This window comes from Trueperaceae bacterium (assembly GCA_019454765.1).
In the GTDB taxonomy this organism is placed as follows: domain Bacteria; phylum Deinococcota; class Deinococci; order Deinococcales; family Trueperaceae; genus JAAYYF01.
Genome location: JACFNR010000004.1, coordinates 67054 through 79779 on the forward strand (window position 1 = coordinate 67054; position 12726 = coordinate 79779).

5 protein-coding genes and 1 riboswitch are annotated in these 12726 nt (G+C 69.8%); of the genes, 1 reads left to right on the forward strand and 4 read right to left on the reverse strand.

All coding sequences use genetic code 11. The features are described from left to right. Window positions 1-76: 76 nt before the first annotated feature. The 4 genes from H3C53_02455 to H3C53_02470 all read right to left on the reverse strand — a co-directional run bounded on the left by H3C53_02455 (window position 77) and on the right by H3C53_02470 (window position 10357). Window positions 77-3307, reverse strand: a complete 3231-nt coding sequence (locus H3C53_02455) for a hypothetical protein (GenBank protein MBW7915538.1) — start codon at window positions 3305-3307, stop codon at window positions 77-79. A 2-nt stretch (window positions 3308-3309) separates the two neighbouring features. Then, entirely contained in the window at window positions 3310-4128 is an 819-nt protein-coding gene (locus H3C53_02460; GenBank protein MBW7915539.1) for a hypothetical protein, read from the reverse strand. 312 nt (window positions 4129-4440) lie between these two features. Beyond that, window positions 4441-9831 carry a hypothetical protein gene (locus H3C53_02465; GenBank protein MBW7915540.1) on the reverse strand — a complete coding sequence of 1797 codons (5391 nt, stop codon included), beginning with the start codon at window positions 9829-9831 and terminating at the stop codon, window positions 4441-4443. A gap of 4 nt (window positions 9832-9835) precedes the next feature. Next, on the reverse strand, window positions 9836-10357 hold the full coding sequence (locus H3C53_02470; protein MBW7915541.1) for a hypothetical protein: 522 nt from the start codon (window positions 10355-10357) through the stop codon (window positions 9836-9838). 311 nt (window positions 10358-10668) lie between these two features. Then, a riboswitch (cyclic di-GMP riboswitch) is annotated at window positions 10669-10751 on the reverse strand. 247 nt (window positions 10752-10998) lie between these two features. On the opposite strand from H3C53_02470, the gene H3C53_02475 reads away from it, so the two are divergent. Continuing rightward, window positions 10999-12582 (forward strand): Ig-like domain-containing protein, encoded by a 1584-nt coding sequence (locus H3C53_02475; GenBank protein MBW7915542.1) that lies wholly within the window; start codon window positions 10999-11001, stop codon window positions 12580-12582. Window positions 12583-12726 lie beyond the last annotated feature (144 nt).

A 12726-nucleotide genomic window follows, 5' to 3' on the forward strand; every position in this document is an offset into this window, starting at 1 on the left:
CGCGGTGCGGCGAGCGTGCCGCGCCGTGTGAGCGCCGGGTCGGAGGTGAGCGGGGCGGGAGGGCGGCATCGTCATGTCAATCCAAGAACTCGAAGCTCACGTCGATCGCGACGTCGGAACGGACGATCATGCTGCAGGTTTGCCCGGTGCAGGCTCCCGTGAAGCCGCCGAGGGTGGAACCGAGGAGCGGCACGGCCGTGAGGGTGACGGTGGTACCGGCCGGGACGGTGGCGCTGCAGTCGTCCACGCACGCCTGGCCGGCCGGGCTGGCGATGACGGCACCCAGGCCCGACCCCGAGAAGGTGAGGGTGAGTTCGACCATCTCGGTGACGGGCGGGGTCTCGACCGTCACCGTCGTCTCCCTGACGACCTCACCGCCGGGCCAGGCGGCCACCAGTTCGTACGTCGTGGTGGCGAGGGGGCCCACGGAGCGGCTGCCGTCGGCGGGGAGGTCGGTGGCCACCACGGCGCCGCCCTTCTCGCGCAGGACGATGCTCGTCGAGGTGCCGGTCACCGTCCAACTGAGGAGGGCGCTCTGGCCGGCCGTGATGGTCGCCGGCGACGCGCCGAACGTGATGCTCGGCTCGACCGGCGCCGAGGTGACGGCCACGGTGGCCGTCCGCACGATGGGGGCGCCCCCGGTCCAGGTGACAACGAGCTCGTAGGTGGTCGTAGTCGCCGGGCTCGCGGTGTGCGAGCCGGTGGCCGGCAGACCTCCCTCGACCTCGGCGCCGCCCTGCACCCGCAGCGAGATCGATTCGTGGGCACCCGTGACGCTCCAGTGGAGCTCGGAGCTGCCGCCCGCGACGATGCTCGCGGGGTCGGCGACGAACGTGATGGCCGGCGCCTCCGGCGGGGTGACCGTGACGACGGTGCTCGCCGTCACGGCGGCGCCACCGGAACGCGCGACGACCAGCTCGTAGGTAGTGGTGGCGGCCGGGGTCACCGCCAGCGTGCCGCTCGGCTGCAGCAGCGTGGCGACCATGCCGCCGCCGGCTTCTCGGACCGTAATCGTGTCGAACGCCCCCGTCACGTTCCAGCCGAGCGTGCTCGTGTCGCCGAGGTCGATGCCGGCGGGTGTGGCGGTGAACGACTCGATGACGGGGGCGGTTGGCGCTCCCCCGTCGACGCTGAAGCGGATCGTCTGCCCGGGAGCGAGGCTCCTCTGCGAGATGGTGCGACCGTTGTAGGTGACGTTGGTGGCGCCGCCGCCAAGCGACGCGCCAGTGAAGAAGACGGGGCCGCCAGCGGCCGACGTCAGCGTGACGAGCCCGGTGGATCGGTCCCACACTGCGGACACGCCCGCGTCCAAGAACTGCGTGCGCGCCAGGACGTAGTCGCCCGTCTGGTCGTTCATGTAAGTGAGGAGCGGCTCGTTGACCATGGAGGCGTACTTGCCAAGGAGCACCTCGGTCCAGTCGAAGAGCGTCGAGCGGCCGGCCTCGTACTCGTAGAAGTTGGGGATGTGGAAGTAGTGCGGGTAGGGCGAGCCGGCGAGCAGGTGTCCGAGCGCGATGTCGGTGTCGATGTCGAGGATCTGCTCGTAGGTCAGCGGATCGTCGTAGCCGAGCTCGTGGAAGGTACCCGGAGGGTAGACGATGTTGTACGCCTGCGTGACGGCCGCCGGCGTGGTGACCGTGGCGAACAGGTTGGTGGGGTAGCGCGGCACGAGGAACACGGCGGGGTCCATGGGGTGGACGATGCCGCACGACCAGCAGTCGGGCTCGTGGCTGGGGGTCGACATGTTGGAGGCCAGGTAGCTCTTGCCCGTGGCGACGGCCGCTTCGAGCAGGTAGGGGCTCGAGGCGTTGAGGCCGAAGTCGACCTTCTGCACCGGCTCGTGCTCGGGACCGAGCGGGTCGTACCAGCCGAGGCCGGAGATGTCGCCGGTCACCAGGCTCCTACCCGAGTAGGTCGGGGTGAGCCCGAAGGTCGACGCCAAGCCGTCGTTGAGCGAGATTTCAGTCGTTACCTGCGCCGTGTCGAGGTTCACGTGAGGCGGGTTGTAGTCCATGTAGGCGTGCGTCCACGTGTGGTTGACCCACCAGAAGTCGCCCGCCAGGCAGCGCGTCATGCTCGATAGCGTGTGCAAGTTGGTGGGCAGGGCGCAGTCGACGACGCTTCCGACGTCGGCACCCGAGCCGTTGAAGGCCATCGACCAGGTGAAGTCGCTGGCGATGCCGCCGCCGATGGCGCGCAACAGGTTCTGCTGCGCGACCAGGCTGTATGCGTCCTGCGCCGACATGGCGAAGCCGGGGTCGTCGACGATCTGCGCCGTGTCGACGTCCCACAGGCCGGTGACGCTGAACCAGTCGTCGACGTCGGCCTGGTAACTGTTGCGCTTCTCGCCGATGTGCACGCCGCCGAGCGCCCAGCGAAGGAGCGACGGCCCGATCTGTTGGGTGTAGATGGCTGGCGTGTTGGTGACGCCCCAGGCGGGGTTGTTGTAGAGCATGGCAACTCGCTCGCGGCCGTCCGTGTTCGTGTGCACGGCGAGGATGTCGCCGTTCGCGGCCGTGAGGAGCGGGGTGGTGCCGGGCTGCGGGTCGCTGCTAGGGAAGCCGGTGGTGCCGTAAGGGAGGATGACGCTGCTCACACCTAGGTCGGTGAAGACCGCACGGCCCGCCGCCGTGGCAGTCAGGGTCATGCCGTCCATCGGCGTCTCGCCGCCCACCGGCGTGACGCCGTAATCCTCGTGAGGGCTGTAGGGGCTGGCGAAGAGCGTCGCCTGGCGCACCCCGTAGGCGCGCTCGTAGTTGAACAGGACGTCCCACTCCGTGCTGCTGAGGGCCGAGGGCCACGCCGTGCCGTCGAAGTACACCAGGTTGCTGGTGCTGAGCAGCACCGCCTGGTAGCGACCGACGCCGTCCTCGCGCACGAGGACCTCCGGCGTGATGGTGGTGGTGCTGGCGACCACCCAGTCGTACGGGACGCCGGCCTGATCCAGGAGCGTCTTCCAGGCGCCCGCGGAGGCCTCCGCGACGAGGTTGTCTGTGGCGCTGAGGAGGAGGGCCTTCATCTCGACCTCGTCGCCTAGGGCCTGGGGCATGATCCAGCCGCTGGGCTCGCCTTCCGGGATGACGCCCAGGTGCAGCGGGGCAGAGTAGAACGGCCCGCGCGGCACGAAGGCGGCGCCGTCCCACTCGGGGGCGCTGGTGGGCGGGAGCTCGAAATCGGCTCGTGGGTCGGCGCTCCTTGTGGGGGCGCCCGTGCTGCTGCACGCAGCCAAGACGCTGATCAGCACCCCCATGAGGAGTAGCGTCACCGCCTTGAGCCAGACAGCGTCGCGGCCGCTCCTGCCGACCACCTTCACAGGCTCCCCGGGTAGGCGAGGCGAAGGGTGTTGACCATGAGGAGCGCGCTGCCGCTACGGGCCTGGGTGGTGGTGATGCGGCCCAACGTGTCTAGCGTGCCGGTGGCGAAGCCGGCGTCCACGAGCTCTTGACGCGTGGCGTCCGGGAAGACGAAGGCGCCGAGGGAGTCGTCGGCGAGGCACGAGTAGCTGACCCCACCGCTCGAGCCCACCAGGAGCACGGCGGCCTTGCCGGTGGTGGGGGTCCAACCGAACACGGTGTCCACCGTCACGCCGTTGGCGTCGAAGCCCGGAGCGACGACCGGTTCGCTGCCGGTGTCGACGGGGACGCCGGCGAAAGCCGGGAAGCCGCCGGTGGCGGCGATATCCACGGTGAGCGCCGCAGGCAACGGGCCGGTTGCCCCCGCGAGGTGGTAACGGTCGTTCTCGTCGCGAGTCAGGGACGCGTAAGTGCTGCCACCGACGTGAAGCGTGGGGTCGCCGGCGAGCAGCCGGTTCCCGCCCGCAGCGGGCGAGGCAGGACCCGTCCCGGGCGCCGCCGCCGACGCCACGCGGCAGGTGCCGAGCTGCTCTCCGAACGGCTCGGCGAGAAGTCGTTCCGCCCGCGCAGTGCCGAGCGCAACGAACGTCGCCTGGCCAGCCGCGGCGCCGGCGTGCGCCTGGGTCAGGAGAACCACGCCGACGCGGTCGACCGACCCCGGCGCGAGCTGATCCTGCGGCCTGCAACTGGCCAGCACCGTCGCCAGGCAGGCGAGCGCTGCTGCGGCGGCGAGCCTCGCGCCGCGGCCGGTACCGTGTGAACTCGTGAACGTCATCTGGCAGGGTCCTTTCGGTTGGGGGCGCGCCGCGCTGCCGGCTCGGGGCGAGGCGGGCGCGCGACTGCGGACCAGGTGCCGCGCCCCCGCGGCCGTGGGTCTCATATCGGGCAGCGCGAGTACTTTCGCGCTCGTACGTTGGAGAGTAGGTGATGGCTTCTTACAACGCTCTTATGCCCCCGGGCCGGGCCGCGCCCCAGAGAGGGGTGTGCCTCCGTGGCGCGGCGCCGTCGAACAGGCATGATACCGCGCTCCCGCCCCGCATTGCCGGGTCGAGGTGTCAATGAGGCGGTCGCCGCGCCTTGCACCGCGTCAGTCCTCGAACCCGAAGCGCGCCTCGACCACTAGTGGCTCGCCGGCCAGGACCAACGAGCATGCGTCACCGGTGCACGCACCGCCGAAGCCCTGGAAGGTCGAACCCAGGAGGGGCACCGGCGTGAGTGTCACGGTCGTTCCCTCGAGGTAGGCGACGGTGCACTCGTCGAGGCAGACGGCTCCGTTCGGGCTGCCTATCACGAGACCGAAGGCCTCGCCGGTGACCCGCAGCGTCAGGGTGGTCTCGCCTTCGCCTGGCTCGGGGTCCGGATCCGGGTCGGGGTCAGGGTCCGGTGCGGGCCTGACCACGACCGTGGTCTCGGCCGTGACGGTACCGCCCGCCCAGGTGGCTGCCAACTCGTAGGTGGTGGTCGCCGCTGGTGCGACTTGCCGCGTGCCGACCGTGTTGACGCCAGCGGCGATCACGTCGCCCCCCTTGATCCTCAACGACACGCCCGTGGCGCTGCCCGTGACCGCCCACGACAACTGCGTGCTCTCGCCCTCGGTTATCGTGGCCGGATAGGCAGATAGCGTCACCTCCGGCTCCACCGGTGCGGCGGCGACCTCGACGGTCGCTTGGCGCACGATGTCTGGGCCGCCGCCCCAGCTGACCACGAGGTGGTAGCTGGTCCTCGCCGTGGGGGTGACCGGGAAGCTGCCGACCGCGTCGGCGTTGGCCAACAAGATGACTCCCGCCTCCGTCTGCAGGGTCACGGCGTCGTGAGCCCCGGTCACCTCCCAGGCGAGCGTGGAGGTATCGCCCGCGACGATGCTCGCGGGGTTGGCCGAGAAGCTCACGGCGGGGGCGGCCGGGTTGACTGTCACCAGCGTCGCCGCCGTGACGGGCGCCCCGGCTGGCCACGTCACAACTAGCTCGTAGGTCGTGGTCGCTGTCGGGGTGACCGTGCGGGAGCCGGTGGCCCCAAGCCCATCGGCGATCGTTCCCGCCGAGTTCCTCAGGCTGATGTTCGTGTACGTACCGGTGACCGCCCAGCTCAGGCTTGTCGCCTGACCCGCCGTGACGGTGCCGGGGTTGGCGGTCAGGGTGGCTGCGGGAGCGACCGGCAGAGGTTCGACCGTGACCGTAGTGGTGGCGATGGTGGCGGGGGAACCAACCACCGGCGTGACGACGAGTTCGTAGGTGGTCGTTGTCGTGGGTGCGACCACGGCCGAGCCGGTCGCCGCAACGCCGGAGCTGACGATCTGACCGCCGGAGGTCCGCACGGTCGTGTTCGTGAAGTGGCCCGCCACCTGCCAGGCGAGGGTGCTCGCTCCTCCCACCAAGATCGTGGCTGGCTCGGCAGACAGCGTGCCACTGGGCGCAACCGGCACCTCCACGGTGAGCGCCGTCGTGCGGGTGACGGGTGCGCCACCGCTCCAACCGACCCTGAGCTCGTAAGTGGTGGAGGCGGCCGGGGTCACCGTGAGCGTCCCGCTAGACGCGAGGCCGTCTTGCACGAGGGTGTCGGCCGCGAACACGGCGATGCCGGTCGCCGAACCGCGCACCTCCCAGGCGAGGTGCGCGCTCTGCCCGGCGAAGACGGTGGTGGGGGCGACGGCGAAGCCGATGACCTCGGGCGCGACGGGGGCCGGGCTCACCGTGACGGTCGCCAGGCGGCTCACCGTGCCGCCGAGGTACTCGACGCGGAGCTCGTACGTGGTGGTGGCGGTGGGAGAGACGGGGAGGCTGCCGGTGCTCGCCTGGTCTGCGGCGAGGACGGTGCCCCCCTGGAGGACCGTCACCCGGGTGTGGCCACCGGCCACCACCCAGGCTAGCGTTGAGGTGCCGCCGCTGACGATGTCGGTCGGAGTGGCGCTGAAGGTGGCGGTGGGGACGACCGTGACCTGCTGGCTACTCGTGACCGTCCCTCCGGCCCACTCGACGCGAAGCTCGTAGGTGGTGGTGGCGTCGGGCGTCACGCTTATCGAGCCGTTGCGATCGAGGGCGGAGCCAACGGTCGCGGCCCCGGCGTGAAGCGAGGCGCGCGAGTAATCGCCAGTGATGGACCAGGTCAGGAGGCTGCTCCCGCCGAGGTCGAGGCTGGCGGGCGCGGCCGCCAGCGCGGCGACGGGCGCGACTGGTGGAGTGACGGCGACGGTCACCTCGCGTGTCACCGCGGGCGTCCTCGCCCACTCGACCACTAGACGATAGGTGGTGGTGACGTCCGGGTGGTGCGTGAAGGAGTCGGTGACGGCCGCGGTCGGCACGAGCACCGTACCGGTGGCGGTCTCCAGCCGGACGTTGGTAGCGCCAGCTCCGACGGCCCAGGAGAGGGTGACAGCGTGACTCGCGGTGATGCTCGAAGCGCTCGAGGTGAAGGTGACGGTCGGAGGTTCTGGCGCCGCCTCCACCGTGACGGTGACCGGGACGACGACGGGAGCCCCACCCACCCAATCCAGTACCAGCTCGAAGGTCGTCGTGGCGGTCGGGCTCACCTGCTGCGTGCCGGTGGCGATGAGGCCTGGATAGAGGACGCCTCCGCCCTGCGTGCGGATGGAGATGGACGTGGCGTCGCCGCTGACCTGCCACTCGAGCGTTGTCGCGTCGCCCGAGGCGATGGTGGGAGGCGTGGCGGTGAAGGTGGCGCTCGGTCGCACGGGGGCCGGCGTCACGGCCACCTCGACCGCAGCGCTCAGCGACTCGCCACCTGCCCAAGCGGCCGCGAGCTGGTAGCTCGTGGACTCGATCGGGCTGACCGTGAGGTTTCCAGTGGCAGCCAGGCCGTCTGCGACCACGCCGCCGCCAGTCCCTAGCGCCCTCAGTTGTACGTTCCCGTGCGCCCCGGTCACCTCCCAGGAGAGGGTGCTCGACTCGCCGGCGACCAAGACGGTCGGGTCGGCGACGAGGCTGACGGTGGGGGGCTGGATCACCGCGACCGCCAGCTCGCTAGTCAGCGTCCCGCCGACCCAGGAGACGACGAGCTCGTAGGTGACGGTCGATCGTGGCTCGACGGAACGCGACCCGCTGGCCGGGAGGCCGGTTGCTACGTCGCCACCGCCCTTCGCGCGCAACGTGATGTCCGTGTTGGCGCCGATCACCGCCCAACTCAGTTCGACCGGCGCGCCGGCCACCACCTCGAGCGCTGACGCCTCGAACGAGCTGATCTGCGGCGCCGAGGGCGGCGTGCCAGCCACGTCGATGGTCACGCTCTGGTTGGCGGTGAACGCGCGTTCCGAGATGACGCGCCCGTTGTAGGTGACGGTCGTGGCGCCGCTCCCGAGTGACGCGCCCGTGAGGAACACGGTGCCGCCGTTGGCGGAGGTGACGGTGATCTCGCCGGTCGTGCGGTTCCACACACCGCTGACTCCTGCGCGAGCGAAGTCGGTGCGCTTCTGCACGTACGCTGCCGAGTCGTCGTTCTTCAGGGAGTGGAGGGGTTCGTTCACCAGCGCGGCGTACTTGCCGATCAGGACGCTCGTCCAGTCCGTGAGCACCGACTTGCCGGGCTCGTACTCGAAGACGTTGGGGGTATGGAAGTAGTGCGGGTACGGCGAGCCGCTTAGTAGGTGACCCAGGGCGATGTCCGTGTCGACGTCGAGGATCTCCTGGTAGGTGAGGTCGTGGTCGAAGTGGTTCTGATCGGTGCCGTGCTCGCCGTAGACCATGTTGTACGCGTCCACGACCTCCGCCGGGGTGGTAACGGTCGCGAACAGGTTGGTGGGGTAGCGAGGGACGAGGAAGACCTCGAACCCCGACGCCGCCCCGTAGACGTTGTTGGCGAGCGTGAGGTAGGTGCCGCACGCCCAGCAGCCCGGCTCGTGGCTGGGGGTCGACATGTTCGACGCCACGTAGCCGTGCCCGGTGCTCACGGCCGCGCGGATGAAGTAGGGGCTCGAGTAGTTCAGGCCATGATCCACCTTGGGGCCGGTGTCGGGGCCTTGCGGGGCGTACCATCCCAAGCCCGAGATGTCGCCCGTTACGACGCTGTTCCGGGAGTAGTTGGCGCCGAAGCCGTAGGTGACGGCGAGCTGGTCGTTGTCGGATAGGCGCTGCTCGACCTCGGCCTGGTCGAGGTTCACGCCGAAGGTTGGGATGAAGTCCATGTACTCGTGATCCCACGTATGGCTAACCCAGAAGAAGTCGTTGGCAACGCACTTGGTGATGTAGGTGAGTGTCGCGGAGGTGGATTCGGTGCAGTTGGTGGGCACCTGCCCCTGACCGTCGTACGTGGTGCCCATGCCGTTGAAGGCCATGCTCCACGTGAGGGCGGAGGCTATCCCGCCGTTCTGGGAGCGCAAGGCCTGCTGTTGGTCGCGCAGGCTCAGGACGTCCTTCGCCGTCAGGTTGAAGGCGTCGTCGTCGATCTGGTGCGTGTTCGCGTTCCAGTGTCCTGCGTCTAGGAACCAATCGTCGATGTCGCCCTGGAAGCTGTTGCGCTTCTCGCCCAAGTGGATCCCGCGGGTGGCCCACCTGACGAGGGCGGCGCCCAGTTGCTGGGTGTAGGCCACCGGCACGCCGCCCCAAGCGGCGTTGTCGAAGAACAGCCCTACGTACTCCCGGCCGCCGTTCGTGACCCGCACCGCCATGACGCTGCCGTCCTGTGCGGTCAGGAGGGGGGTGGCGATACCCGGGTTGACCAGGGTGCTCGGGTAGCCGTAGGAAGCCTCCACGGTGATCTGGCTTGCGGCGTCGACGTCGGAGAAGACGTCGCGCCCGGCGCTAGTCGTGCCGAGTTGGTAACCGGTGAGGCCCACTCCCGTTACGGGAGGGGTGACCCCGTAGTCGTCTGGCGAGCCCCAAGGGAAGGAGGGCTGGGCGTATAGCGCCACTTGACGCACCCCGTAGGCGCGCTCGTACGCCTGCAGCACCGCCCACTCGGCCGCATCGAACGCGGATGGGAAGGTGCCGTCGGGCGCTTCGTAAGCGAGGTTGTTGGTGGCCAGGAACACCGCCTGGTACCGGCCGGTACCGTCGCTGGCGACCAGCCGGTCCGTGAGCGACTGCGGGTTCCACTCCGGGTCCGTGGCCACGATGTGGTCGTACGGCATGCCGACCTGCTGGAGCAGAGCTAGCGCGGCGTTCAGTGACGGTTCGAAGGGATCGGTCGCGTGGAACGGTCGCGCCGAGATGACCAACGCTCGCATCTGCACCACGACATCACCAGGGGCCTGCGGCCAGAGGACCGTCGCCTCTGGATCGGCGGCCGGCAGGATGTAACCGAGGTGAAGTGGGAGCGATGAACCCGGACCCTTGCGGGCGAGGTTCGGGTTCCAGGCCGGGGCCTCGGGCGGGACCGCAGCCTGCGGTCCGTCTCGCCTCGGGCCGGCGTCAGCGTTCGGGCCGTCGCCGCTACACGCGGCGACGGCCAAGACGACGGCGATCAGCAGGAGGGCGAAGCGGATGGCGGCGCTCCTCGTCAAGCGGCGGTGCTTGGGTGCTCGTGGCATGACGTCACTCGTTCCTTGGGTCGGTGAGGCGGAGGGCGTTGATCATCAGGAGCGAGCTGCCGCTCGTGGCCTGGGTGCTGGTGATGCGGCCGACGACGTCGAGCTTGCCGCCGGCGAAGCCGGCCGCTGCGAGCTCCTGGCGCGTGGCCTCGGGGAAGGCGAAGGTGCCGGTGGCGTCGTTGGCGAGACAGCTGAAAGCGGTTCCCCCGCCCGAGCCGATGAGGATGACCGCCGAGCCAGCCTCGCCCGGGTCCCACGCGAACGCCGTCTCGGTCGTGATGGCATCGGGATCGACGGTGTCGGCGAGCCGCAGCGCCGTTCCTGTGGCGACACTCAGGTCCGTCAACGACGGGAAAGCTCCGCTCACGGCCAGGTCGAAGCTCAAAGCCGCAGGCAGTGGCTCGGTCGCGCCAGCCAACTGGTAATGGCCGGAGTCGGTGCGCGAGAGGGAGGCGTAGTTGGTGCCGCCAGCCCGGAACGTCGCGTTACCGGCGTTCAGCCGGTTGCCGGTTGCGCCGGGGGCCATCGGACCTGCCGAGGGGTCTACGTCACCGGTCACGCGGCAAGAACCGACCTGAGCACCGAGCGGCGCCGCTACCTGGGCCGCTGCGCGCGGCGCCTCTAGTCGGGTGAAAGTCGCCTGCCCGGATACCTTTCCGCTTGGTGCCTCGCTCAGGAGCACCACCCCGATGCGGTCGACAGATCCGGCCGGGCGGCCCTCCGGCGGCCTGCACGCCACCAAGACCGCGCCCAGGCAGGTCAACAGCGTGACCCATCGACGCCACGCTCCGTTCATGGTTCTGGTGCTCCGCGAATGCGCCATGCCGTCCGGTCCTTCCGTGTCCCGGTCGGTTGCGCTACTGGCTCAGCGTGCTCCAAGCGCCCATCTACGGAGCACGCGTCGTTGCTTCGGGTTGTGTAGGGCTCGCCCCAAGGTCAGCGTTTGGGCGAGCCCTTTGGATGAGAAGTATATGTGTGAAATTCTCACGGCGTTCTTACGTGGCCACCCGGTAGGGCTCCGACATCCCGGCGCGGTCGAGGCGAGGAGGCGATCTTGTGATAATCCCGCGAGAGCCTCCTAGCTAAGATGGTGCCAAGCTCGGCCTGGTCGGTTCGCTCCGACTACGGCCGCGTTCGTGCCGCTGCACGCCGAGGAGGGCCAGGACGATGTTGAGAAGGTTGACCGTACCGTTCGTGATCGCGCTGCTCATGGTTGCTTGCACGCCAGAGCAGGGACCCGCCAAGTTGACAATCAGTTCCAGGACGCCGGCCGCCGGCGCGGCCAACGTTGCCATCGACTCCGTGGTGAGCGTCACGTTCAGCACGGCCATCAAGGTGGCTAGCCTCGACGGCAAGTTCACGCTCGCACGAGGCGGTGCCGCGGTCCCGGGGATCGTCAGCTACGACCCCGCCGCTCGCAAGGCCACTTTCACCCCGGCGACGCCACTCGCCAACGGCACCGAGTACACCGCCACGGTTGGTGCCGAAGTGGAGAGCGCCCAGGGCGTGAAGCTGGGCGCCAAGAGTTCCTGGGTGTTCACGACGGTGGCGGTCGCCCCCAGCGTGACTAGCGTCACCATCCAGGGCGGCGACCAGGCCGTGACGGCCGGTGACTCGGTGGACCTCGACGTGGTCGTCGAGGTCGTCGGCGGCGCAAGTCAAGCCGTGACGTGGAGCAGCAGTGACGATGCCGTCGCGATGGTGACTGCCGACGGTGTCGTGACCGGCGTTGCCGCCGGCAGCGCGACCATCACGGCCACGAGCGTGGCCGACGCGGAGAAGTTCGACAGCGTGACCGTTACAGTCGCGGCCGCACCCGCGGTCACGGGCATCGCCATCGACCAGGCCGCCCCGGCCACCACCGTCGGCGGAACCGTCACCCTCACGGCGACTGTCTCCACCGTCGGGGGGGCGAGCACCGCCCACACCTGGGCCAGCGCCAACGAGGCCGTCGCCACGGTCGACGAGGCCACTGGCGTCGTCACCGGCGTCGCTTCCGGCACGGCCGAGATCACCGTCACGAGCGATGCCGACGCCGCATACAGCGCAACGGTCGACGTGGTCGTGGCCGAGCCCCTCGCCTTCGGTGGCGATTACGCCGCGTTCGTTGGGACCGGCAGCGTCACGAACCCGATCTCCCTGGCCGCACCCGCCGCCACTTCGCCTGGCTACGGGGACCTCACCTACGCGCTGACCGCCGGCGCCCTGCCAGCCGCGTTCGTCGTGGACGACGGCGTGAACCCTGCCGAGACGTTCGAACTCACTGTCGACGCCGCGACCGGCCAGATCTCGGGGGCCACCGGCTACCCCGGCACCTACACGGGCACCGTGACCGTCACCGACTCCCTCGGGCAGACGGCGGAGATCGACTTCGCCATCGACCTGGCGCTGTCGATGCAGGTGTTCAACTCCGAAGGCACCGCACCCCAAGGGACGTTCGCCTACACCAACGCCAGCACCACCGTGGTGCCCGGGGATCGCATCAGGGTCAGCGGCGTGACCAACACCGAGTGGCTCCCCGCCGACTTCGCCTCGCAGCTGGTGTTCGAGCTCGACTACGTTTCGGCCGTTCCGGCCCAGACGCCGGCCGACGCCGCGGCCGCGTTCGAGGTGAACACGGCCCAGGGCACCGTCACCCGCGGGGTTGCGCCCACGACGGGCGACGACATCGACTGGACCTTCGACCTGGTGCTGAGCTACGGAACCGATACAGCGACAGTGCCGCTCGTGTTCGAAGGGGTCGTGCCCTGAGTTAGACCGAACGCTGTAACCGCAGAGAGTCGTGGGGGCGCCCCGGGGGGGGGCCCCCCCCGGGTGGGGGGCGGGCGGGGGGGGGGAGGCCCCCGCGCCCCGGGCCCCCGCCCCCCCCCCCCCAACCCAAGGGCCCCGCGGGCA